The following is a 22,959-nucleotide window of genomic DNA, read 5'->3' as shown; positions in this document are numbered from 1 at the left end:
GCTCACGCCCTCAACAACCGGCCCCGCAAGATCCTCGCCTGGAAGACACCCGCCGAGGTGTTCGAGGAGCAACTACGCTCACTCAACCAAGCCGGTGTTGCAACGACTGGTTGAACCCGCCCAATTTCGAAGCCGGAAGTTCGTCCGCGCACTGAATCGTCACGACCTGATCGGATCGATGGGCCGCGTTGGTGCCGCGGGCGACAACGCCGCCATGGAGAGCTTCTTCTCCTTGCTTCAGAAGAACGTCCTCAACCGGCGGTCATGGGTCACCCGCGAGGAGCTCCGGATCGCCATCGTCACCTGGATCGAAAGGACCTACCACCGGCGACGTCGACAGGACGCCCTCGGCCGATTGACCCCCATCGAGTTCGAGACGATCATGACCGCACCGGCCAGTCAGGCCGCGTGACCCCACCTGTCACCTGATCGTGCAGCAGACCCATGCCACGATTGTCGTCGGCTGTCTCGCGGTAGCTGTGGTCGTGCAGAGATGGACCGTTCCGGCGGTGGATGCGAGTCAACGGTCTCAAGGGCGGTCCCCATCTCCGATTGTGCGCGCCTGGAGTCAACCCTCGGCCTCACGGTTGGAACGACGCTCCAGAGTCTGGGGCCGCCTTGCCGCCCTCTCATGGGTTGGAGTCCTCATCGTGAATGTCGTCGCGGCGTTCGACGCGAGAACAACGCTTGGAGCAACTGCGCATGCCCTCAGTGCGTTGGCAGCCGGCATACTGACTTTGTTCAGCCTCCGCTCGAAGGTGACATTCCACGAAGGCACCCTCACGTCGCTCGGAGTCTTGCGAGACAAGTCCGCAGTCGTGCATCGCATTCGGGAAGTCAAAAGCTCCACCGTCGGGCCTTTAGAAGTTTGGGCGCCGCAGGCCGATACCGGTGAATCCGGAGGATGGGTAATTGCCCAATGCGCGATCTTGCGCAGCCGTACGCAACCTTCGCACCAAATCAAGGTGCAAGAAGGCACGAGAAGCGACCTGCCCGATTAACGAAGGCCCCGCAGTACCCCGGGTGCGGCTCTACAACCGCGAACCGGGCCGCAGCCTCACCACCGACCCCGGCCATAGCGGCAACCCGAACACCTACACATATCCCGTCGATCCCATCAACGCGCAGGACCTCGACGGCAACTTCGGGGATGGGTCAAGAAGGTCGACCACTGCGAATGGCAGCATTGTGCCCGTCGCGGCCTGTTGCGGGTATTGGCCGGACGTCGTAGCCGACGTGGCGACGTTGCGAGCCAGCCACTCGAGCAGGCCGATCTTGTGGGGTTACTCCGCAGCCAGCGGAGGGCCTCCGAGCCAATTCGGCCACGGGCGCTCCAATTGAGCCCCGGGCAGACCCCCTCGAGTTTAGTTGAGGTCGATGGCCCGCTCGGCGGTGCCTTGGCCAGCCAAGCAGGCGCGGCAGTCCTTCTGGGACCAGGAGGGTAGGTCGATGTCGGCCACGCGCACGGTGGGATATGTGGCCGCCTTGAGCGCATTGGGGTCTCGGGAGACGAACCAGGCTGCGCCAGCGATGGAGGCGGGGGTGGCGCGAGAAAGACTCGCCAGGGCCTCTATGGATCTCCCGGTGGTGGTGACGTCATTGACGAGAAGGACGCGGTCATCGGCGGCGAAGGACTTGCCGACAAGGCCGACGGGCCTGCCTGAATCGTCCTGGAGTGCCATGCACAGCGGGATGGACAGGTTCCGTGCCAGTTCGGCTGCCAGTGCGACACCAGCCGTGGACGGTGACAGGACTACGGTTGGCGTCCACGCCTCGACGGTGGGCTGTAGCCAGGCCGCAACAGTGTCGAGCTGATGAACGTCGTGGGCTATGCCGCTAAAGGCTAGGAAGGTGTCCGTGTGTACGCCGCTGAGCAGCTGGAAGTGACCTTCCCGAAGGACCGACGGCTGGGTCAGCATTCCGGCGAACGTGGTCGGGTCGCCGGCGTACTGTCGGAAGGACACGACTGCGGCAGCTTTGGCGGTCACGAGCGTGACGTTACCGCGAGGCGGGCCCGTCTGGGCCGTTTCAGGTCAGACCTCTTCCAGCCCGTATCTGGCGTTCAAGAGCCGCTGACGGCGGGCGGACCGGCACAGGCACTCCGCTCCCGGCCACCTGGCAGGGTTGGTCAGGATCGCGTTCAGCGGGCTGGCGGTAACGCGCTCCTCGTACTTGGCGAACGACCCGGACGGCCCCAACCGGTACCTGGCCAGACCAGGAGTCGAGGCCTTCAGCAGCTCCCCGGCCAGCAGCGTCCCAGCGAGCGCGGTGACATACGGTGCGGCAACAGCCACGGTGGCTTGGCCGTACTGCACCTGCGTGGAGCCGTACAGCAGGTACCCATCCCACAGGTCGTGCAGCGTCTGATCCTCGTACTGGGCCAGCGAGCCTTCCGCCAGGTCTCGGTGCCGTTCTATCTGGCGGAGCATCGGGGCCGGCATTGGCGGACGACTCGTCAGGTGCTGCTCGACAGCGATCTTCGGCATGCCGGTCTCGCGTGAGATCATCGCCGCCTTGACGTTCTCCGCGTCGAGGACCATCGCCATGTGCAGGCAGCAGACGCACGGCCCGGTCCCGGTGCGGTGCCCGGAAATCATGACCTCGGTGGCGTTGCAGGCCGCGTTGAGCACGTCCAAGGGAAGGCCGTCTTGGATGGCGCGTCGCTCCTCCAGGGCGTCGACCGTGATGAGCACGACAGGCAGCGGAAACGGTTCAGGGTGGCTGGCGATCCAGTCGGCGACCTTCCCCTGGTGGGGTTGGACGTCGAGGTTGCCGAGGTGGGCCAGCGCCGCCTCGACGACCTCGACCTTCGGCAGTTCGGCTTCGGTGTCGGCGGCTGTTGCGAGTAGGGCACGGTCGAGGTTCTGGCCCTCCAACGCCTGGGGGTCGCACACGACCAGGCGGCCACTCAGGCCGGGGGTCATGGCGAGAGCATAGGCGACGGCGCCTCCGACTGAACCTGCGCCAGCGAGAACTGCGTCGATATGAGGGGCGGTCCAAGTCGTAGACGCCGCGTCGTCACCTTCGTCGTCAATGGGGTCCGCACCCGCGGTGTGTGTCAAGGCCGACGCGTACACGCTGGCCTCGACCGGTGCGTTCCCCGCGACTGGTTCCAGCGCTTTCGCGGTGAGAATTCCGGCGGCGCGGCATGCGGCTGCCATGGCGCCGATCGGTACTTGCGGCCACGCGTCCGGCAGGCGTGAAGGGACAGTCCCGGTGTACGACTGCCAACCGCCGCCGTCGACGTACAACGCTTGCCCTTGCGTCGCCGTCGCGGGGATTTCATGCGGCTCCGAGCCGCCGACGACGACTGTCAGCCTGCGGGTGGGGGGCTGGGTCGGTCGGTGGAGAGTGCCGTGGTCGGCGGCGGCGTGGAGCCGGTCGAGTAGCCGGTCCGGTCCGGGAGGAAGCGCCGGGTCGCTGGCAGCCTCGGGGGAGCAGACGATGTTCTGCCGGGGAAACAGGCGGCCGAGCAGGTCGACCATGGTCAGGGCCAGTACCTGGTGTCGCCAGGACGGCTGCTCTGGTGGGAGGTGAACCGTGATTTCGGTCGTGTCGAGCAGCGTCAGGAGGCCCTGAGCGTCCTCCCCTGAACCGGCGATGAGCCGCAGGCGGCGGTCAGGAAGCGACCGCTCGTCGACGCTGGCCTCTGCGTCGGCTTCGGTGGTGCTCATGCGAGCACCTCGAACCGCGCGCGCACCTGTGCTGGTGTCAGCTCCACCCATCCGCGCGAGTGCGTCAGCTGGTTCACCGAACAGGCGCTGAGTTCCATCGCAGCGGCGGCGAAGTCGGGGACCACGATGCTGATGGCCCCTTCGTGACCGATGAGCATGTTCGTGTCGTCAACCTTGGAGTGGTAGGCGGGACCAGGGTGAGTGTGAACTCTGACCAGGACGAAGTGGTTGGAGGGCAGCGTCCGGATGACGTCACTGAGTGCGTCCGGTGGCACCTCGACGGCACACCCGCCGCCAGCGTCACGGTAGGCGACTTGGCCCGGGCGGATGGCGTGGGTGACTGTTGCCGTCGTGTCGTCCTCGACTGTGCCGACCCACAAGACGACTGCCTCGAGTCCGCGCTGGCCGCGCTCGCGAAGCAGATGACCGGTGTCGGACAGGACGCCGCCCGGCACGATGTATCGCTGCAGGGTCGTGGGGACGCTGGCCATCAGCGTCCAATCCATCGGGTCTTCAGGTCGACGAGAAGTTCGAGGACGAGCGCATCGAGGCGTAGTTCCTCACGATGCTTGTCCCACGGGTCGTCCTGATGCTGCGGGTGGCTGTGGTATTCGCGCAACCCGCGGCGGCAGAAGAAGGGCCGCTGGTAGTCCGGGTGGTTCCGGATGATGCCGCGGGGACCGTTGAGGGCCTTCGGCCACTCGTTCGGCGCAAGAGGAGTCAGGTCCGGGTGCCGCAGCTCAGCACTGGGGGGCTGCCCGTCGTAGTCGTCGAAGTTCAGGTGGAGAACGAGCTGCCGCGTTCTCGGCTCAGCCTCAACGAGCGGCACTTCGTGGATGAACGCCACCTGCTCGGGTCCGGGCCCGCCGCGCAGCAAGGTGCTTGGCACCGCCTGCCTGACTAACGTGCGGTCGACCTTTTCGAACCTGACCAAAAGGTCCGTGGCGGTCTGCAGCTCGGGCTCACCGACGGCGAGCGTTGGGTATTCCCGTAAGTATCGCCGCAGCTCGGCCACCCCGTGGGCGACGTGCTCGGCGACATCGACGGGGTGCACGTCTAGCCGTCCTGAGCCTGGTTCGTCTGCAGCAGCAGCACGTCACCGTCCTGCAGTCCGAGGTCGCCCAGCTTCTCGCCGAGCGGAAGCGGCTGGTTGTCGCGCTCTCGTCGAAGCACATAGGTCGTCCCGGAGCCCGTGCTGAGCCGGAAGTATTTCAGCGCGTCGTCGAAAACCTTGCGGGCCGGGTTGTTCCGGTTCCACCTGTCGGTGAGTGTGCCGGAGGTGGACCTGACGGTGAGGTCCAGGAAGTTCTTGTTCGACTGACCGCTCATGGCGACCTCCTCGCCGGCTTCCCGGCCTCGTGGGGCTGCGCACCCCGTCAACGCAACGACTTTCCGTGCTGCCGGAACGTTCACGTCTTGCCCCGACGGCCTCCAAGAGTCACACTGAATCAATCAGTCAGACCCAAGCGAGCACCTCATTATCGGACAGAAAGTTCCCTCCTGTCTAGGGAAACTGACCGTCGCATCCCGCTGGTGGCGTGTCGCGGCCACGCGATAGCGGCGCGGCGGGCCACTCTAAACCCATGAAACGCGTCGGCGGGCGGCGCGGAGCGCGGAAGGCGTCGATAGATGTGAGCACGGCTGAGGCTCGTCAGGCTGCCCTTGTCTTTGACCCGTCCCGACTCACGACGGCGCGTGAGTTGCGGGAAATGAGCCAAGTCGAACTCGCGCGGACCGTGACCGGGCTGACCGCGGCGTCGATTTCGCAGTTCGAGAGGGGTCACACCAATCCCAGTGCAGCAACCTTGCAGAAGGTGTCGGCGGCGCTCGGTGTTCCGGTCCAGTTCTTCCAGCGGCGCTCACACGCGACCGCCCCCGTTCCGGACCCGTACTTTCGCAGCCTGCGTTCCACATCGGCCGCGGACCGGCGCCGGTCGCGCGCCCTAGCTGGCCTCGTGCACGAATTCGTCGCCGAGATAGAGAACCACGTCACCCTCCCAGACCTAGATCTGCCTGACTTGGCTGGGCCGTCAGGGGTGGACGAGCACGCGGGCTTCGAGATGTTCGAGACCTTGGCCGCTCGGGCTCGAGGCCACCTGGGAGTGCTGCCGGGGCCCGTCGGTAACGTCGTCCAGCACATCGAACGAGCTGGTGTCGTCACGGCGAGACTGCGCGTCGGTGCGGACAAGATCGATGCGTTCAGCGTCCCGTACCGCGACCGACCCGTCGTCATTCTCGGCTCGGACAAGGGCTTGCGTGACAGATCCAGATTCGACGCAGCCCACGAGCTAGGCCATCTGCTCCTTCATCGCCCCGACCAGGCAGGGACCAGACTGGCCGAGAACCAAGCTCATCGGTTCGCTGCAGCATTCCTTCTGCCGCGAACAGAAATCGAGCCCTTGCTTCCCACGCGGCCGGACTGGCGAGTGCTGTTGGAGCTGAAGCAGACATGGCATGTCTCCCTAGGTGCGCTCCTGCACCGAGCCAAGAGCCTGGGAGTGATGTCGGAGCAAACCTATGTGCAGGCGCTGAAGGTGATGTCCGCCCGTGGATGGCGCAAGAACGAGCCTGCGGATCTTGGGCCCCCCGAGTCGCCCCTGCTGTTGCCAGCGGCGGTTCGAGCAACGGCGAGCCAGGGCGTGACGGTTGAGGAGCTCGCGCAGCGCGCCGGCCTCCCGCTGGCGGAGGTCCTTCGCTTATTGGAACCGTCGTTGGACCCTCGCCCACGCGTCGTGTTCTGAGTTGAGGCGACCCAAGCCCAGTCATGGCCGCTTGTAGGTGTGCACTCATTCCCGGCGACAGGCGTGTGCCTACTTAGGGCGTCTCGCTCCCTGTCGCCCCGTCGGGCGAGGCTGCATGCCCATCCCGATCGGCCCGAGTGGCAGGACACAACCGGCGACGGTGTCGCTGACGGCGAGGGTCTCGACAATGAGGGCGGGATGTACATCGTGGGGGCGGCGTTGCATCTGACCTAGAGATCCCGCGATTACGGCAGGTGCGAAAGGCGTTGAAGTGGCAAGGAACAACGCCCGGGAGTTCGTTAAGCGTCCACGGGCCCTCGACATCTGCGGGCGACCTTACGGACGTCCGCGGACCGTAGCCCCCAAAAGTCGGGGCTGGATGACTGCAGCGCCGAACGGGCTGAGACATCATGAGACGAACGAGGGCGCCGCAGATTATCGGGTGGTGCAATTGCGCGGCGCTCCTGGAATGACTCTCTACGAGAGAAAGCGCTCTGACCTGCAGGCTTGTGGGCCCCGTCGGATTCGAACCGACAACCTACGGATTAAAAGGTCTCGGGACCCAGTCTCAGACGGGCTCGTGCGGTCGCTAGTTGTGCTCAGACGCGCCCAATATACGCCCCGGACGCTCAGGTTGAAAGCTTGGGCAACTGCACCACAACTGCACCGCCGGTCTCCCGAGAAGGAACGCACGGGCTGGGAGTATCGGACCCGGCCGGGCAGGGCTCGTCATTGGGTTCACCGGATCCCGCGTTCATCGGCCCGCTGGTCGGCTTCAGCGCGTGGCCCGCCACTCAGGTGTGACGCCAGACCTTCACGGCGGACGCCAACAGCAGCACGACCAGCAGCGGAACCAACACCGCCTCGGGCGCGACGCCGAGCAGCAGGCCACCGGTCACCGACCCGGCCACCGACCCGGCCCCCATCGCGACCACGAACCGGCGGTTCTGCCCGAGCACGGCAAACGCTTGGTCCCGGCTGTACCGGAAGAAGGCGACGAGCATCGTCGGTAGCGAAACGAGCAGCGACAGCGACCCCGCCAGCTTGGTGTCCACGGCGAACAGCAGCACCAGCGTAGGGATGAGCAGCTCGCCGCCGGCTACGCCCATCAGCGCCGCGACCACCCCGATGCCGAACCCTGCAGCAACCCCGGCGACAATCTGCACCGGCTCCGCCAGTTGAAGGGCGGCGAGGGTGCCCATGCGTTCGGCCGCGAACACGACAGCCAAGAACACCAGCAACGCTGCCAGGACCTTGTACAGGGTGGCTGCGGCCAGCCGGGTGGCCCACGACGCTCCTACCCACGCCCCCAGCAAGCTTCCAGCGAGCAGGTTGAGCACCACGGTCCAGTGCGAAGCCACTTCGGTCAGTGGCACTGCGGCTAGCCGTGTGGGGATGGCGGCTATCACCACGACCAGCGACATCGCCTTGTTGACGATGACCGCGGCCAGGGCTGCGAACCCGAACACGGACAACAGCAACGGGAGTCGGAACTCCGCCCCGCCCAGGCCCACCAGCCCACCCACAAGCCCCACAACTGCCCCACCGGCAAACGCCCAGGACGCGGTCAGCCTTGGGATGGAACGCGGGTGGGTGGCCTCAGCCTGCGACATGCGGTTCACCGTTGAACAGTAGCCGCGGGCATTGCCGAGTCGCCCGCGATGTCAGTGCGCTCCTGCAAGGTGTCCTGCCAGTCGATTGTGCCATTCCTGGCTGGCGCCGTCGAGGCCGATGATGGTCACGTTCTTGCCCTTGGCTTCCAACCTCGTGTCCCAGCAGGCGGCCCGGCCGCTCGAGGCGTCCTACGGCGGCTACGCGTCCTGCCCCTGATTACGGCGCGGGACAAGATGCTGCTGGCCGAGTTCGACTAGTCCATGCAACCCGCCCCGAGCTTGCCGGTCATCGACACGACGAAGCCGCGGCGTGACATGTGGTAACTCAAGCGCTACGGCCTGCCCTTCCTTTACTGGAACCTCATCCTCCGCGGGCTCGCATCAGCACCGGCGCGGACGCCTCGGGCGTGCGCGACACCGACATCGACACCGCACGCGAGCGCCTCGCTGCCGGAGCGCTCCTCCTCGACGTGCGCGAGCCCGCGTAGTGGGCGGCGGGCCACATACACGGCGCCGAGCACGTCCCGCTCGGCGAGCTCGACCCCACGACGTACCTTGCTGATCGCGGGATCCTTGTCCTCCGCCGGTCCGGGAACCGGTCCTCCAAGGCCGCCGAAGCCCTGGCCCCAGCCGGCCGCACCGTGGAGAACGTCGCGGGGCATGAAGGCTTGGGCCGCAGCCGGGTACGCCGTGGTCACCGACGGCGGTGGCCGCGGTGCGATCCCCACCGTGCCGGAGTAGGTCTACGTCGTCGGCCAGCCCGCGCAGGATGCGACCACCAGAAGGCTGGTCATCGTCGGGCTCACCGCCCTCGTCGGGGTACCCAGCCCGTGTCCTCACGTCAGGTCCGGTAGGAGGTCGGCGTCGGAGTTGGCGTGACGGGCATCCCGGCGGCCTTCCTTTGTGACCCTGCTCAACCACCGCGTCGACAAGCAATACCTGCTGATCGAGTTATTCGTCCTGATGGTCATAGCGGCTGTCGCCATGGCCGACCGACCCGGTCGCCTCAGCACCGAGGATGGGACGCGCGAGGACCGGGAACGTTTCGCCGTCGCAGGCACGGGCCCGAGCCCAGCCGGCTCTACCACGAAGACGCGGAGCACGAGCCTGAGGACGCTTCCCACCCCACCGGCCACCGCCCACGAGGACCGTCAGCCGTCGTGGGCCGTCACCGTGGTGGCCGGCCTGGCCGTGGGTATCCTCACCGGCTTCTTCGGGGTCGGTGGTGGGTTCGTCATCGCGACTGCCCTCGTCATCATCCTCGGCCTGCCGATGCAGCACGAGGATGGGGCCTCGCTGCTCATCGTCGTCGCGAACTCGGCGTCCTCGCTGCTCGCCCGCACCGGCCGGTCCACTTCGACGGGTCGGTGATCATCGTGGGAAGCGGTCGTCCTGAGGCTGGGCATCTGCTGCCGGGTCTGTCGGCGGGTCCGCCACGTGGTGACCAGGGCTAGGGCGAGCAGGAGTTCGGCGATGTCGCCCCCGTAGTACATGAGGTCACCGGCTCCGCGCAGCTCTCCCGCGGGGACGTCGATCTGGACGAGCGCCCCGGCGTAGAGCAGCTGGGACAAGATCGCATGGCCGGCGATCGCGACGCCGAGAACGACGAGGCGGGCCGGTACGGACGGACGTCTGGGGGCGGGGTCAGGGCCGCCGATGACCCAAGCGAACAGGTAGCCGGCGGCCAGGAAGTGCGCGTGGACCGCGTGGTGCAGGACGGGGTTGGTGGTCGTGGCGCCGTACAGCGGCGTGAAGTAGAGGGCGGCGAGCCCACCGAGATTCAGGATGAGCGCGGTGAGGGGGTTTGCGATCAAGTGGGCGGGGCGGGAGCGTAGGACCCGCCCGATGACTCGGCCGCGCTGAGGAGGGATCGACCGCAGCAGGAGGGTGACGGGGGCGCCGAGGACGAGCCCGAGCGGGGCGTACATGCCAATGAGCAGATGCTGGTTCATGTGCCCGCGGAAGTCCCCGGGAGGGAACAGCGACAGTTGCGGGGTCAGGGCGAACGCCAGCAGGGCGAGGCCGCTGAGGAAGCTGGCGGACCGCCAGCCGCTCCATCCCCGCGGTTCGCGGGTGCGGCGCCCGGCCAGCACCAGGTAGATGGTCGCGACCAGGGCGAGGCCCACGAGCGGTAGCAGCGTCTCGAGACCACTTTCGGTGTGGGCGTGTGGCTCGTGCGCAGGGATCATCGCGTCGTCGCCGGCCGCTCGGCGTCTCCAGTGATATCGAGCGGCGTGCCGGTGCGCTGGAGGAGCCACCCGCTGGCGACGAGGAACGCGCCGAAGACCAGGAAGCCGATGTCCCACCAGGTCTGGTACTCGCCGCTGCGGACGTGGTGGATGCCCAGGAGGTGGTGGTCGATAATGCCCTCGACGAGGTTGAACACTCCCCAGCCGACCAGGATCCAACCCCACAGCACCCGGGAGGTCCAGGCCCGGCCACGGGAGTGGGTGACGCGGGAGTAGAGCAGGCCGAGGCCGACAAGTACGGCGAGCCAGGTGAAGGTGTGGAACAGCCCGTCCCAGATGGTGTTGATCTGCAGGCCGTGCACCGTGTTGGCTGGGTAGTACTGCACGCCGATGTTGTCGGTGTTGGTACTGGTTAGCATGTGGTGCCACTGCAGGATCTGGTGCAGCAGGATGCCGTCGACGAACCCGCCGAGCCCGATGCCCAGGACGGTGCCGGGTAGCCGAATGCCTCGAGGGCTTTGCCGCGCCAGCGCAGCCGCTTTGCCCGAGTCGATCGCCATGATGCCTCCCTCGTCAGTCCAGAGCCGGTGCGACCCGGGGGTGACGTACCCGTGACCGTGCATCGCAAACGTTGATTCGGTCGCCCTGCGCTGGCCGAGTGACGCCCTGATCTGGTTCCGGATGAGAGCTAGTCGTGGTTCCACACCTTGACGGCGGAGGCTAGGAGCAGGGCGACCGGGACGGGATGAGGATGGTGTCGGGGGCGGCGCCGAGGAGCAGATCGCCGAGCGGGGTCCCGGCGATGGACCCGGCGGTCATGGTGAGGAGAAAGGCTTGGTTGGCGGCGAGCACGGGGAAACTGTTGTCACGCCTGTAGCGGTTGAACGCGACGGGCCTAGTCGGGGGATACGGCCAGGGAGGCTGCCGGCGGTCTTAATGTCGACGGCGAAGAGCCGCACGATCGTAAGGATGAGCAGTTCGCCGGGGGCGACGCCCATGAGGGCGGCGACGATCCCTATGCCGACTCCGGCTCCCACGTCGAGGGCGGTGCGAGTGGCGGGATGAGGGTGGGGGTTTGACGTTGGCGGCGTGGTCCAGGCCAGCGTCGCCCCGATGAGCACCAGCAGCATGGGCAGGACCTGATTAAGGGTACTGGAGGGCATCCGGGTGACCCAAGTCGCGCCCGCCCACGCTACGAGGAGGCTGCCGGTAAGCAAGGTCGCGACGATATGCCAATGGGGCTCCGAAGGGGATGGACAGCATCCGTGCGGCGAGCGTGGCGGCGACGACGATCAGGCTTATCGCCTTATTGGGGATGACCGGTGTTCGGGGTTGGTTCAGTTTCACGACTACTTCGGCGACAGCTGGGGGGTGTTGTTCTCGCACCCGGGCGACTTCACCCCTGTCTGTTCGACCGAGTTGGGTGTGGCCGCCGCGCTGTGGCCGGAATTCGACGCCCGTAACGTCAAGTTGTTGGGGTTGTCCGTGGACTGGGTGGAGTCCCACCACGCGTGGGAGTCAGCCACCGGCAAGACGCAAGGAACCGAGATGAACTTCCCGCTGATCGCCGACGTCGACGGCAAGGTCTCCAGCTGTACTGGATGATCCACCCCGGAGTGAACGACGCCCAGGCGGTGCGGCGGTCCATGTCGTCGACCCGGCCAAGAGGGCCTAGCTCATCCTGCTGTACCCGACGACCACCGGCCGCAACTTCGCCGAGATCCTGCGGGCCATTGACGCCCTGCAGGTCTCTGCCACCGGTCCGTGGCCACCCCAGCAGACTGGACGCCAGGTCAGGAGGTCATCCTCGGGCTCGCCGTGAAAGACGAGGACGCCCGGTTCGCTTATCCGGATACGGCTCGGTCAAGTCGTAACCGCGGCTGATCCCGCAGCCGACCCATCGACCTTCGCCTAGAGTCTTGTGGCGTACACCGAACTATTAAGGATGTCCGTGCTGCACGCCGTTCAAGCACTAGTTCTCGACGACCCAGCCGGCTTGCTACCGGCGCGCAACCAGATGGCGCTGTCGCTGGGTTGGCACATCATCCTGGCATCGTTCGGGGTCGCGTGGCCGGCGATGATTCTGGTCGCGCATTGGCGGGGGGTCTACCGCAGGGACGACGTCGCGCTGGGTCTCGCCCAACGCTGGGCGAAGGTCTCGGCCGTGCTCTTCGCCATCGGCGCGGTGTCCGGGACGGTGCTCAGCTTTGAGATGGGACTGCTCTGGCCCGGGCTCATGGGCCGCTACGGCGGCGTACTTGGCCTGCCCTTCGCGTTCGAGGGGCTTTCGTTCTTCGTCGAGGCCATCTTCCTCGGCCTGTACCTCTATGGCTGGGGAAGGATCCCACCCAGACGGCACCTGCTGATGTTGGTCCCGATGGCCGCAGCCGGCGTGGTGGGCAGCTACTGCGTCATCTCGGTCAACGCCTGGATGAACATGCCCGTCGGTTTCCGCCTCGTGGACGGGCAGGTCGTCGACGTGAACCCGTGGGCCGTGCTCTTCAACCCCGGAGCCATCCTTCAGTTCGCGCACATGTGGGTCGCCGCCTACATGATCGTCGGATTTCTTGTTGCCGGGGTGTATGCCGCAGGCATGCTGCGCGGCCGTTACGACCGCCACCACCGACTGGGCTTCACCATCCCCCTCGTCTTCGCCAGCGCGGGCGCCTTGGTCCAGCCCCTGGTCGGGCACGTTCTGGGCCTACGTATCGCCGAGGCGCAACCGGCCAAGCTAGCCGCTTTCGAACTCGCGACCGACACCGAGAGCCCCTCCCCGCTCCGCCTGGGCGGCCTGCTCATCAACGGTCAGGTGCGCTACTCCCTCGACATTCCGAGTCTGGGATCGATCATCGCCCGCAATTCCTTCACCGCGCCTGTCCAAGGCTTGGACACCATTGCGCCAACCGATGAGCCTCCCATCAACATCACCCACGTCGCCTTCCAGTCCATGGTCGGCATCGGCACCCTGCTCTTCCTCGCCGTGGCCCTCTACTGGTTCGCCCGCTGGCGAGGACGCGACCTGCTCAGCAACCGGTGGGCGCTGCGCTTCGCGGTCCTGGCCGGCCCGCTTGGGGTCCTGGCCATGGAGCTGGGATGGGTCGCGACCGAGGTCGGGCGCCAACCCTGGGTCGTCTACGGCTACCTACGCACTCGTGACGCCGCCGGCGACAACCCCCAGATCTGGATCCTCCTGGTCGCCACGGCGGTCCTCTACACCGGGCTCACCATTGGCGCGGCACTCGTGCTGCGGTCCATGGCACGACGCTGGCGCGCCGGAGAAGAAGACCTGCCCAGCCCCTACGGCCCCCAATCCGATGCTGCTGGTGGAAGTCGACCCCCCACCGACCGCGAAGCGACCACGCCATGACTCTTGAGACCGCAGTGGCCGCGGCCCTGTTCGCCGGAGTAGTGATTTACGCCCTCTTCGGCGGCGCCGACTTCGGGTCCGGGTTCTACGACCTCACGGCTGGCGGCACCCGTCGTGGCGCCGCGGTACGCACCCTCATCGACCACAGCATCGGACCGGTCTGGGAAGCCAACCACGTATGGCTCATCTACGTTTTGGTCATGTGGTGGACTGGGTTCCCCGCCTCCTTCGCCGCCGCCATGAACACGCTCATCCTTCCGATGTTCTTGGCGCTGCTCGGCATCGTCCTGCGCGGAGCGGCGTTTGCGTTCCGCAAGTTCGCGCCCACGGTCACCCAGGCACGATTGTACGGCGCGATCTTCGCCGCCTCCTCACTGATCACCCCCTTCTTCCTTGGGACCGTCGCCGGCGCTATCGCCTCGGGCCGTGTGCCGGCCACGCGTCGAGGGGACCTCTGGACGTCGTGGCTCAACCCCACCTCCCTATGGGGTGGTGCCATCGCCGTGGGCAGCTGCGCGTTCCTCGCCGGAACATTCCTGACCGCCGACGCCTACCGCGGCGGCCGAATCGATCTGGTCACCTCCCTACGGCGACGCACCCTCGTGGTCGGGGCAGCCACCGGCGCTGTGGTCTTCGCCGCGCTGATCCCAATCCTGCGGGACGCCCCGACCTTGGCCGCCGGACTGACCGGCCGAGCCGCACCCCTGATCGCCATCTCCGGGCTGACCGGAGCCACGACCCTGGCCCTCATCGCTGCCCGGAGATACCAGCCCGCGCGAGTGACGGCGGTCCTCGCAGTCGCATCCGTCATCAGCGGGTGGGGATTGGGCCAGTACCCATGGCTCTTGGTCGACGAAGTCCGAATCGACGACGCCGCCGCTGCCCCTGCGACTCTGATCGGCCTCCTCGTGGTTGTCGCCCTCGCCGGCATCGTCGTGCTGCCGCCGCTGGTGTACCTCCTCAAACTCACCCAATCAGCCGACTGGACCCACCACTGAGGCGCGTTTGTCGGACGATTCCACCGCACCTTGGCAGTCGGAAGGGGGCTACGCCCGCTGCCACGGCCCAGACGGCGATCGACGAACCGCCCTGCCAGCATGGCCTCACGAACACAATCACGCCCGTGCCCACGGTCGGCGCGAAACAATCCAGCGGGGAGGCTTGACCGAGAACGGTCACGTGTTCGTGCAGCAGGCACTTCGATGGGCACGATGTTGACGCCAATTTGAATCATGTTGACACCGCGCCCGCAGCACCACGGCATCAAGGCACGGAGCGGCCGCGACGGTTGCGTCACGAGGCACGGCTGGCCTCGACGATTCTCTTGACGAGGTCGGCAGGGATTGTGGAGTCGGGGTCGCGGAGTAGGCCGACGCAGCGGCGGGTCTGGACGAGGGCATCGAACAACGGTGGGCAGGTCGGGCAATCGGCCAGATGGGTCTCGACAAGGTGTCGCTCACGCGCTGCCAAGGTGTCATCCAGGTAGTCCGAGACCCTGGAGCGAGCGTCCCAACATGTCAAAGGCACGCCGGCTATGGCGACGCGGCGTTCCCACTGGCTGGCGAGGGCAGTGACCAGCAACATTCGCCCACGCCGCAGTCGCTGCTTGGCGGCCGGCAGCTGGACCTGCTGGATCCTTGCGATCTGGGGCATCGTGAGTCCCTCCATGTCGTGGAGCACCAGAGCGGTCCGGTAGATCAGCGGTAGTCGTAGGAGAGAGTCCTTGAGCGCTTCGACGGTCTCGGCGCGGGCTGTCACGACAGAGGCGTCCACCGAGTAGCGCTCGTCGCGCCATCTCTCCTCGACGAGCGTCGTGACGTCCTCGGTCGGCTCCTCTCGGTGACGGCGCGAGTGGTCCACGGCCGCGTTGTGCAGAATGCGGTGCAGCCAGGTGGCCAGTGACGAATCGCCCCGGAACGAGTGCCCCCGTTCCAGTGCCCGCACCAAGGTCTCCTGCACGAGATCCTCTGCCAACGCCTGATCGCGGACGATGGTTCGTGCGTAGCGCATCAGCCCGGGAACCTCAGCAACGAGTGTGTCCGCGTCGATCACTTGCCAGACCTGTAGGTCACGCCGACGACCGGCCGGAGGTGGCGGGAGTGTGTTCGCTGGAGATGGGGCAGCTGCGGATTCCCAGCAGTGTGTAGAGCGGGCACGACCCGGCCAGGGAGGTGGCGACCATCAGGCCTGCGAGAACGTACAGCACGATGGAGACGACCCCTCCTGGGCCGATCAGGACTCCCGCCAGGATTAGTGCGGGGGCGGCGAGGAAGAGGCGTAGGCGTCGGTCGAGGGTGCCCATGTTGAGCTTCACGGAGATCTCCGGGTGTTGGGGGGTTCTGTCGTTGCATGGACGTAGCGAGCCCTCAAAGAGATACATGACCGAACGGCTGGGCATTGGCACCCGCCGGTGCCAATGCCCAGCCGAGCCCTCGTCGGCCGAGCCTGTCCTAGATGCGAGTTGCGCGCTGAGGCCGACCAACGCTCTCAGCCGAGTTCACGGTTTGGTGAGGTCACGGATGACATCGCGCATGTCAGGCGACTTCTCTCGGTTGTAGGGAAGCTTCGCCAGCATCATGCCCATCAGGCAGCTGTTGGTCAGAGCCGCCAAGGTCAGCCCTGCGCCGATCAGGCCGGCAAGCCACTTGGTCCAAGGCAGAATCGTGGAGAGCAGGATGAAGAGCAGGACAAGCGATCCGGCGACGAGCCTGACCTGTCGCTCCAGCTCCCACTTCGCCTCGCCTCGCGAGACGGGAGCTCCGGCCTGCTCCCAGGCGGTGAGGCCGCCGGAGAGAATGTGCAGCTGGGGTAGGGCGGAGGGTACTGAACTGAGTGCCTGCTCGGCCTGGGTGGCACGTGCTCCTGACCGGCAGACCAGCACGACGTGTTCGTCGAGGTGGGCTGCCAGCTCGGCGCGGTGCTCCTTGAGCAGATCAAGGGGGACGTTGTACGAGCCCGGGATGTGCGCTCCACGGAATTCGGCCGGAGTTCGAACGTCGAGGATCCGTGGCGCATCTGCCTGACCCATCCATTCTCGGACACCGTGCGCGTCAAGTACGGGCGGTCGGTGTGAGGTGCTTCGGGGTTCGATCATGATGTGTGTCCTGTGCTTGGTGCGAGATGTGAGTCAGAATGGATGGTCAGTCGTGCTGCTGGGCGAATCTGGGCTCGGTAATGACGAGTCCAGACTCGCTCGCGTGCTCATCGAAGTTGTCGTCGATGAGCACGGCGGTGTGCCCGTTGGCTGCTAAGACCGAGACGGCTATCGATGCCCGGTAGCCGCTTGCGCAGTGGACCCAGAGATCTCCGTGCGGCACTTCCGCCATCCGCGCAAGGATCTGATGGAGAGGGATGTTGCTCGCTCCCTCGATGTGGCCATCGTTGAACTCGGGCGTCCGGCGCACGTCCAGGATCTCGACGGCACGGTGGTGTTGGACGGATTTGAGGTCTGCGAATGTCGCGCGACGGAACTCCTCTAGTTCCTCGTGCGTCCATGCGCTTGGCTCGCCGGTGGCGCTGCCTTCGAGTTCGTCGATACCGATGCGGACCAGTTCGCGTTGCGCCTCTGCTACCTGGTCGGGAGTGTCACCCAGGAGGGTCAGAGGCGTACCCCACGGGATCAACCAACCCAGGTAGGTGGAGAACTGGCCGTCCAGCCCGATGTTGAGCGTTCCGCGGACGTGCCCGTCAGCGAAGGCGGTGCGGCTGCGCAGGTCAACGACCCAGTCCCCGTCTGCGATGTGCTGTGCGATGGTGGCCCTGTCGGCCGGTGCCGGGGGTGCGAGGTCAGGAGCTGCCGGTCCGGCCTGGTTGGCCGGGCCCATGTGAGCGTAGTACGCCGGAAAGGCGTCGAGCCCAGCGAGGGTATCTGCGACCCACTGCTCCTCGGAAAGGTTCAAAGCCGGGTTGATGCGCTTCTCTTCCCCGATGGTCGAGGCATCGCCACCGCTGGTACCACCTGCGGCACAGAAGCTCCCAAATCCGTGGGTCGGCAGCACCTTGGCGTCCTCCGGTAGATCGGCGGCGAGCCGTTGCGCCGACGAGTACTGGTGACGGACCAAGGTGTCGGTGTTGTCCTCACCGAGGAGGTCCGGTCGCCCCGTGGCACCGAAGAGAAGGGAGCCCCCTGTGAAGACGCCGATGGCCTGGTCACCTTCATGCACCGCGAACGCGAGATGCGTGAAGGTGTGACCCGGCGTGGCGATTGCACGGACACTCAGGTTCTCAGACACGCGAACGGTGTCGCCGTCACGGATGGGATTTCGCTGGTAGGCGACCTCGTCGTCTGCATTGACGTGGTACCTCGCGCCGGTGCGCTCGGCGAGAGCCAACCCTCCGGTGACGTAGTCGTTGTGGATGTGGGTCTCGAAGACATCGGTGATGTGTACGCCCTCAGCCTCGGCAAGGCCTGTCACACGGTCGATGTCTCGTTGCGGGTCTACGACAAAGGCGCGGGATCCGTCGTGCACGAGATAGCTGCGATCGCCCAAGGTGGGCGTTTCGATGGTGATGATGGTGGCCATGAATCTGGATTCCTCTCAAGGGGCTGGTGGAGATGGGCAGTCGGTCCTGTGCGGCGAGGCCATTCCTGCTGAGTGGTCGGTGGGAAGCTGACCGCGCCCTTCGTAGATGAGGCCTCAGTTGCTTGACGTGTGGAGCACCAGTTGGTCCAGCAGGACCCAGCCTGCCAACAGCACGAGGAGGCCCGCGAAAGTCTGCTGGAGGGTGGCTGCCCTGAACCGGCTGGAGGCGCGTTGGCCGACCACTGCCGCCACGCTCGCGGCGGCGGCGAAGGGGAGTATGACCGCCCAGTCCACATGTGATCCCGCGACCCGGGTGGCCAGTGCGGCACTGGAGTTGAGGGCGATGATGAGGAGCGATGTGCCGACGGCATTAGGCATGGTGAAGCCTGCAACGGCTACCAAGGCGGGCACTGCGAGGAATCCGCCACCCACTCCGAAAACACCGATGAGGACGCCTACGCCGGCCCCCGCGAGGATGGTTCGAAGGCCGCCAGTCCCCTGCCGCCCCGGAACGGGACCATGATCGAGGGCCTTGGCGGATCGCCACATCATCGCGGCGGCTGTCAGCATGACGCCGGCGAACCCCACGAGAACCACCGTCTCGGGGAGACCCTTGGACAGTGCTGCACTGATGATCGAGGTCGCCAGTCCTGCGAGGCCAAAGCCCAGGCCCGCCCTGACCTGCACCCGCCCTGCCCTCGCGTGCGCGGCTACCCCCGACAACGATGAGGCGATGATGATGATGAGCGAACCTGTGGTTGCTTCGTGGGGTGACTCCCCGAGAATGTAGACGAGGCTGGGGACCGCGAGTACGGACCCTCCGCCGCCGAGCAGCCCGAGGGCGAGTCCGACCAGGAGTCCGAGTCCTGCGGCGACAATTCCCAACTCAGGCCACCTCGGGAGGTGGGGGGCCGGAGGCGTCCATGGGTAGGTCTGCCTCGCGCCACGCCAGGGTGCCCCCGTCGACGTTGATGGCGTGAACGCCGGCTTGACGTGCCCGTTCGACGGCCTTGGCTGAGCGCTTTCCGCTGCGGCAGATCATGAGTACGTCGATGCCAGCTGGCAGCTGCGTACAAGAGAGTGAGGACAGCGGTAGCGACTGCGCGTTGCGGGCGTGACCGGCGAGATACTCCTCAGTCTCACGGACGTCCACCAACACGGCGGACCCCTCACAAGTACGTCTGAATGCCTCGCTGACGTCTATGCCGGTCATGTCAGCACCTTCCGGGGTTCGCGATTTCATGGTCAAATGTACGGACATCCTATAGCGTCGAGACCGGCGACGGTGCCTATCGGTGCAGTCGCGCACGCACCACTGAGTAGGGAGAAGTGCTATGCAGTCGCAGGCCCACGAGGTAGTCATCGTTGGGGGAGGCAGCGCCGGTATCTCGGTCGCGGCGCGGCTTCACCGGTCGGGTGTCAAGGACATCGCCGTGATTGATCCGGCAACCACGCACTACTACCAACCACTGTGGACTCTCGTGGGTGGCGGGTGCGCCCAGCCCCAGAAGAGCGCCAGGCTCGAAGAAAGCGTGATGCCCAAGGGGGTCAAGTGGATCAAGGCCGCGGTGACGGACGTCGATCCGGATGCCAAATCGGTGGTCCTGCGCGACGGGACCATCGTCACGTACCAGTACTTGGTCATGGCGCCGGGGATCCAGTTGGACTGGCACAAGATCGGTGGCGCCCGCGAAGCGTTGGGCAAGGCTGGGGTCTCGACAAACTACGAGTACAACTTGGCGCCCAAGACGTGGGAGTTCATCCAGGCGACAAGGTCGGGGTCGGCAATCTTCGCGATGCCCTCCGGACCGATCAAGTGCGCTGGAGCACCTCAGAAGATTGCCTACCTGGCTTGCGACTACTGGCGCAGCCAAGGGGTGCTCGACCAGATTGATGTCCACATGGTGCTGCCGACGCCCGGGATGTTCGGCGTGCCCGTGTTCGCGCGCGAACTGGAAAAGGTGGTGAAGCGGTACGGGATCACCGTCCACTTCGAATCCGAGGTTGTCGAGGTCGATGTGGACGCCAGGAAGGCCACGCTGGCCGGCGTGGCTGGCCGAGCAGGCGAGACGAAGACGCTGAGCTACGACATGATGCACTTGGTTCCACCGCAGTCGGCTCCCGACTGGGTCAAGCAGACGGCGTTGGCCGACCCGGACAACCCCGGCGGCTATGTGCAGGTCGACAAGCACACCATGCAGCACACGCGGTACTCCAATGTCTTTGCTCTCGGCGATGCGGGTTCCACCCCCAACTCAAAGACCGGAGCAGCCATCCGCAAGCAGGCCCCCGTGGTAGCGGCAAACCTGCAGTCGGTCTTGCGCGGTAAGTCGGCGCGGGAGCAGTACGACGGGTATGCCTCGTGCCCGTTGACCACCTCACGCAAGACGATGCTGCTGGCCGAGTTCGACTACACCATGGAGCCCCACCCCACCATTCCGATGATTGACACCACGAAGGAGCGGCGGGATATGTGGTACCTGAAGAAGTACGGCCTTCCGGCCCTGTACTGGAACCTCATGCTCAAGGGGTTGGCCTGACCGGGTATGGGACGGGCCGACCGTCGTCTCGTCTCAGCTCGGGGCGTCAGCAATGGCTCCCAAGCGAAACCCATTGGGCGTCCAGGACGTGAGGAGCGCATAGCGGTCCGCTCGCACAAGCGAGCGGCGATACTCGATCGGCGGTTGGTCTCCTACCCTGCCATGCCGTTCAATCTCGAAACAGGCGATACCCTGTTCGAGCCCAAGCAAGCCTCGTTGAGCGGCGGTCGGCACCACGGCGGCGATTCGCTCCGAGCCGCCGGTCGGCCTCACACCACATCGTCGAGTCAACTCGTCATACAGAGCCGCGTGGGTGAAGTCAGCCTCCATCAAGGGGGTTGCGATCGCGCTCGGTATCCACACCTTGTCATGTGCCAGGGGCTCACCATCAGAGCGTCGAAGCCGCTCGAGGTGAAAGAACTGCGTCGAGACGTCCATTCCAAGTGCATGCGCGGCCAAAGGCTCCGTCGTCAGACTGATCGTGATGACGTCGCTGCGCTGCACGTGCCCCTGAGCCTCGACCTCGCGGAACAGCGAGTAGAGACCTCCAAGATTCTGCTCGATGGCTCTGGGTCGAACTTGCGTGACTCGTCCCCGCGCGCTGTCCAACACCCCGGCCTCCCGCAGCCGGCGAAGAGCCTCGCGCACGGTGTGTCGAGACACATCGTAGGTCTGGGAGAGTTCGTGCTCGCCGGGAAACCCATCAGAGAATTCCCCTTCACCGATCCGCTGCAGCAGTTCGCGATGCAGCAGCTCCCACTTGGGAACGCGTGCCGCGCCCACTTCGGCCTGAGGTCCGTGCAGCGGTTCGTGCATTCGTCTCGGCCGCGCAATCGGGTCACTAGCCACTGCACGCGCCCGTCAGTGTGTCCATGGAACGAGGATGACATGTCCCCATTCCAGTTGACGAAAGAGCCCGCGAATTGCTCAAGATGTACGTACATTTGCCATACGCGGCCTCAGACCAGCCGCTTGTATTGGGATTGACGTCGCCAAGGGGAGGGTGTTGCCGTGACCGCATGGCACCTGCGTGACTTCGAGCCTGAGGATCTCGAAGCCGCCGTGCTCCTTGATCAACGGTCAACCACAACGTCTGAGTCCCCGGTCTTTGCCATGGCCGATGTGGTGGCGGCGCTGAATGGTAGACATCCCGCAGTGGTGGCGGTCGTGGGTGGTGGTCTGGTCGGCTCAGCGGTGAGCAGGATCGAGGTTGATCGAGCGTGGGTGGTGCGGTTGGCGTTGGACCCACAGTGGCGTGACCAAGGTCTGGGTAGCGCGCTGCTCTCGGCGCTCGAGCACCGCTTGACGATGCTGGGGGTACGCAAGGTGCGGGCCTTGCTTCCGGCCAACGAGACCGGTTCCCAGGCATTCGTGAACAGCGGTTTCGTGCGCCGTGACGGGCTCACCCTTTTCGAGAAGACCGAGACGGTGACGGCGCAGACCGCGACCTTGCTGCAAGATCTTGGCGGTTCAATCCCTGCCGCAGGCTTGTGGGAGGCAGTAGCGGGAATGCAGGCCGAGAAGTCCCTCATCGAGCGGCGCATCGTCCTGCCATTGTCGCAGCCCGAACAAGCTCATGGCCACGGAGTGCAACCACCACGCGCCGTGATGCTGTTCGGCCCGCCGGGAACGGGAAAGACAACCTTCGCGAAGGCGGTGGCCTCACGACTGGCGTGGCCTTTCGTCGAGCTGTTCCCGTCCCGCCTGGCGACCACTGACGGGGGTCTTCCCGCAGGTATCAGACTGGCGTTCGATCAGCTGAGTCGGCTCGAACGTGTGGTGGTGTTCATCGATGAGATCGAGGAAATCGCGGCCGCGCGGGAGGGTGGCACCTCCAGCTCGATCGGTGTGGTGAATGAGCTGCTCAAGTCGCTGGTGGCCTTTCGCGACGAGCCGGGGCGTTTGCTCGTCTGCGCCACGAACTCCGTGCGGTCCCTCGACTCGGCGTTCATGCGGCACGGCCGCTTCGATTTTGTTCTGCCCGTGGGGCCACCTGACGAAGAAGCTCGCATGGCCATGTGGGCCCACCACCTCAGGTCCGCTCAGTCCTCCGAAGTGGACGTCAGGGCGCTGTCGCTCGCAAGCGACGGCCTGACCCCGGCGGATATCGCGCACGCAGCGCGAACCGTGGCCCAGGAAGTCTTCGAGTGCAGCATCGACTCAGGCCAGCGATGCCGCGGTACCACCGATGACTACCTGCGCGTGATCGGGGCGACACGACCAACTGTTACCCAGCAGATGCGCGCCGACTTTCTTGACGACATCACCACCGCCAGTCGGCTGTAGAGCGACTGGCGGGAACCCAAAACCCG

General features: G+C 65.9%; 26 protein-coding genes and 2 pseudogenes. 10 read left to right on the top strand and 18 right to left on the bottom strand.

Annotation, left to right across the window (positions count from 1 at the left end; translation table 11 throughout):
• Positions 1-118: 118 nt before the first annotated feature.
• Positions 119-412 (top strand): annotated as a pseudogene (locus tag HJG52_RS13590) (integrase core domain-containing protein); the annotation flags it as partial.
• Between the two features lie 238 nt (positions 413-650).
• Complete coding sequence (locus HJG52_RS13585; protein ID WP_171244058.1) at positions 651-1,001, top strand: hypothetical protein; 351 nt, start codon at positions 651-653, stop codon at positions 999-1,001.
• A 363-nt stretch (positions 1,002-1,364) separates the two neighbouring features.
• Here HJG52_RS13585 and HJG52_RS13580 read toward each other — a convergent pair whose 3' ends face one another.
• Genes HJG52_RS13580 through HJG52_RS13560 form a run of 5 tightly spaced genes read right to left on the bottom strand, consistent with a single transcriptional unit; the run spans position 1,365 to position 5,003 of the window.
• Positions 1,365-1,988 carry a phosphoribosyltransferase family protein gene (locus tag HJG52_RS13580; RefSeq protein WP_171244057.1) on the bottom strand — a complete coding sequence of 208 codons (624 nt, stop codon included), beginning with the start codon at positions 1,986-1,988 and terminating at the stop codon, positions 1,365-1,367.
• A 45-nt stretch (positions 1,989-2,033) separates the two neighbouring features.
• Entirely contained in the window at positions 2,034-3,674 is a 1,641-nt protein-coding gene (locus HJG52_RS13575) for a ThiF family adenylyltransferase (protein ID WP_171244056.1), read from the bottom strand.
• On the bottom strand, positions 3,671-4,165 hold the full coding sequence (locus HJG52_RS13570) for a Mov34/MPN/PAD-1 family protein (RefSeq protein ID WP_171244055.1): 495 nt from the start codon (positions 4,163-4,165) through the stop codon (positions 3,671-3,673). Before HJG52_RS13570 ends, HJG52_RS13575 begins: the two co-directional genes overlap by 4 nt.
• On the bottom strand, positions 4,165-4,728 hold the full coding sequence (locus tag HJG52_RS21330) for a putative metal-binding protein (RefSeq protein ID WP_171244054.1): 564 nt from the start codon (positions 4,726-4,728) through the stop codon (positions 4,165-4,167). Before HJG52_RS21330 ends, HJG52_RS13570 begins: the two co-directional genes overlap by 1 nt.
• Positions 4,729-4,730: 2 nt before the next feature.
• The gene (locus HJG52_RS13560) at positions 4,731-5,003 is read right to left on the bottom strand and encodes an EsaB/YukD family protein (RefSeq protein ID WP_171244053.1); all 273 of its coding nucleotides are present in this window, start codon (positions 5,001-5,003) and stop codon (positions 4,731-4,733) included.
• 254 nt (positions 5,004-5,257) lie between these two features.
• Here HJG52_RS13560 and HJG52_RS13555 point away from each other — a divergent pair, with 254 nt between their 5' ends.
• A complete protein-coding gene (locus HJG52_RS13555) occupies positions 5,258-6,415 on the top strand; it encodes a helix-turn-helix domain-containing protein (protein ID WP_171244052.1) in 1,158 nt (385 codons plus the stop codon).
• Between the two features lie 794 nt (positions 6,416-7,209).
• Here the strand turns inward: HJG52_RS13555 and HJG52_RS13550 are convergent.
• Positions 7,210-8,028 carry a sulfite exporter TauE/SafE family protein gene (locus tag HJG52_RS13550; protein WP_171244051.1) on the bottom strand — a complete coding sequence of 273 codons (819 nt, stop codon included), beginning with the start codon at positions 8,026-8,028 and terminating at the stop codon, positions 7,210-7,212.
• 350 nt (positions 8,029-8,378) lie between these two features.
• Positions 8,379-8,756 carry a hypothetical protein gene (locus HJG52_RS13540; RefSeq protein WP_171244050.1) on the bottom strand — a complete coding sequence of 126 codons (378 nt, stop codon included), beginning with the start codon at positions 8,754-8,756 and terminating at the stop codon, positions 8,379-8,381.
• Between the two features lie 235 nt (positions 8,757-8,991).
• On the opposite strand from HJG52_RS13540, the gene HJG52_RS21885 reads away from it, so the two are divergent.
• Positions 8,992-9,399, top strand: coding sequence for a TSUP family transporter (locus HJG52_RS21885; RefSeq protein WP_430413349.1), 408 nt, complete (start codon positions 8,992-8,994; stop codon positions 9,397-9,399).
• A 71-nt stretch (positions 9,400-9,470) separates the two neighbouring features.
• On the opposite strand, the pseudogene HJG52_RS13530 reads toward HJG52_RS21885, so the two are convergent.
• The 4 genes and pseudogenes from HJG52_RS13530 to HJG52_RS21880 form a co-directional block, all read right to left on the bottom strand.
• Positions 9,471-10,217: pseudogene (locus tag HJG52_RS13530) on the bottom strand (cytochrome c oxidase assembly protein); the annotation flags it as partial.
• Positions 10,214-10,777 carry a DUF2243 domain-containing protein gene (locus HJG52_RS13525; RefSeq protein ID WP_171244048.1) on the bottom strand — a complete coding sequence of 188 codons (564 nt, stop codon included), beginning with the start codon at positions 10,775-10,777 and terminating at the stop codon, positions 10,214-10,216. The gene HJG52_RS13525 and the pseudogene HJG52_RS13530, both read right to left, overlap by 4 nt.
• A gap of 160 nt (positions 10,778-10,937) precedes the next feature.
• Positions 10,938-11,069 carry a hypothetical protein gene (locus HJG52_RS21325; protein ID WP_277352126.1) on the bottom strand — a complete coding sequence of 44 codons (132 nt, stop codon included), beginning with the start codon at positions 11,067-11,069 and terminating at the stop codon, positions 10,938-10,940.
• The gene (locus tag HJG52_RS21880; RefSeq protein ID WP_171244047.1) at positions 11,033-11,434 is read right to left on the bottom strand and encodes a TSUP family transporter; all 402 of its coding nucleotides are present in this window, start codon (positions 11,432-11,434) and stop codon (positions 11,033-11,035) included. Before HJG52_RS21880 ends, HJG52_RS21325 begins: the two co-directional genes overlap by 37 nt.
• Between HJG52_RS21880 and HJG52_RS21875 the strand changes: the two genes are divergently transcribed.
• From HJG52_RS21875 to HJG52_RS13505, 4 genes are all read left to right on the top strand, one after another.
• Positions 11,385-11,822: a redoxin domain-containing protein gene (locus tag HJG52_RS21875; RefSeq protein WP_430413346.1), complete on the top strand. Its 438-nt coding sequence runs from the start codon at positions 11,385-11,387 to the stop codon at positions 11,820-11,822. The two genes, HJG52_RS21880 and HJG52_RS21875, sit on opposite strands and share 50 nt — an antisense overlap.
• Before the next feature lie 159 nt (positions 11,823-11,981).
• A complete protein-coding gene (locus tag HJG52_RS21870) occupies positions 11,982-12,101 on the top strand; it encodes a hypothetical protein (protein ID WP_430413345.1) in 120 nt (39 codons plus the stop codon).
• Between the two features lie 67 nt (positions 12,102-12,168).
• On the top strand, positions 12,169-13,584 hold the full coding sequence (locus tag HJG52_RS13510; protein WP_346767734.1) for a cytochrome ubiquinol oxidase subunit I: 1,416 nt from the start codon (positions 12,169-12,171) through the stop codon (positions 13,582-13,584).
• Positions 13,581-14,582 carry a cytochrome d ubiquinol oxidase subunit II gene (locus tag HJG52_RS13505; RefSeq protein ID WP_171244046.1) on the top strand — a complete coding sequence of 334 codons (1,002 nt, stop codon included), beginning with the start codon at positions 13,581-13,583 and terminating at the stop codon, positions 14,580-14,582. The genes HJG52_RS13510 and HJG52_RS13505 overlap by 4 nt, the downstream gene beginning before the upstream one ends.
• A 295-nt stretch (positions 14,583-14,877) precedes the next feature.
• On the opposite strand, the gene HJG52_RS21320 is transcribed toward HJG52_RS13505, so the two are convergent.
• The 6 genes from HJG52_RS21320 to HJG52_RS13475 all read right to left on the bottom strand — a co-directional run bounded on the left by HJG52_RS21320 (position 14,878) and on the right by HJG52_RS13475 (position 19,320).
• A complete protein-coding gene (locus tag HJG52_RS21320; protein WP_171244045.1) occupies positions 14,878-15,636 on the bottom strand; it encodes a sigma-70 family RNA polymerase sigma factor in 759 nt (252 codons plus the stop codon).
• Between the two features lie 16 nt (positions 15,637-15,652).
• Positions 15,653-15,898 (bottom strand): YgaP-like transmembrane domain, encoded by a 246-nt coding sequence (locus tag HJG52_RS13495; RefSeq protein WP_171244044.1) that lies wholly within the window; start codon positions 15,896-15,898, stop codon positions 15,653-15,655.
• Positions 15,899-16,081: 183 nt separating this feature from the next.
• Positions 16,082-16,612, bottom strand: coding sequence for a rhodanese-like domain-containing protein (locus tag HJG52_RS13490; RefSeq protein ID WP_171244043.1), 531 nt, complete (start codon positions 16,610-16,612; stop codon positions 16,082-16,084).
• A 112-nt stretch (positions 16,613-16,724) separates the two neighbouring features.
• The gene (locus tag HJG52_RS13485) at positions 16,725-18,107 is read right to left on the bottom strand and encodes an MBL fold metallo-hydrolase (RefSeq protein WP_171244042.1); all 1,383 of its coding nucleotides are present in this window, start codon (positions 18,105-18,107) and stop codon (positions 16,725-16,727) included.
• 114 nt (positions 18,108-18,221) lie between these two features.
• The gene (locus tag HJG52_RS13480; RefSeq protein WP_171244041.1) at positions 18,222-18,992 is read right to left on the bottom strand and encodes a sulfite exporter TauE/SafE family protein; all 771 of its coding nucleotides are present in this window, start codon (positions 18,990-18,992) and stop codon (positions 18,222-18,224) included.
• Position 18,993: 1 nt separating this feature from the next.
• Positions 18,994-19,320, bottom strand: a complete 327-nt coding sequence (locus tag HJG52_RS13475) for a rhodanese-like domain-containing protein (RefSeq protein ID WP_171244040.1) — start codon at positions 19,318-19,320, stop codon at positions 18,994-18,996.
• Positions 19,321-19,441: 121 nt separating this feature from the next.
• Here HJG52_RS13475 and HJG52_RS13470 point away from each other — a divergent pair, with 121 nt between their 5' ends.
• Positions 19,442-20,647, top strand: coding sequence for an NAD(P)/FAD-dependent oxidoreductase (locus HJG52_RS13470; RefSeq protein WP_171244039.1), 1,206 nt, complete (start codon positions 19,442-19,444; stop codon positions 20,645-20,647).
• Between the two features lie 33 nt (positions 20,648-20,680).
• Here HJG52_RS13470 and HJG52_RS13465 read toward each other — a convergent pair whose 3' ends face one another.
• Entirely contained in the window at positions 20,681-21,463 is a 783-nt protein-coding gene (locus HJG52_RS13465; RefSeq protein ID WP_171244038.1) for a GntR family transcriptional regulator, read from the bottom strand.
• Positions 21,464-21,658: 195 nt separating this feature from the next.
• Between HJG52_RS13465 and HJG52_RS13460 the strand changes: the two genes are divergently transcribed.
• Entirely contained in the window at positions 21,659-22,933 is a 1,275-nt protein-coding gene (locus tag HJG52_RS13460; protein ID WP_171244037.1) for a GNAT family N-acetyltransferase, read from the top strand.
• Positions 22,934-22,959 lie beyond the last annotated feature (26 nt).

This window comes from Knoellia koreensis, assembly GCF_013041615.1.
In the GTDB taxonomy this organism is placed as follows: Bacteria; Actinomycetota; Actinomycetes; order Actinomycetales; family Dermatophilaceae; genus Pedococcus; species Pedococcus koreensis.
This window is presented reverse-complemented; position numbering and strand designations above follow the sequence as displayed.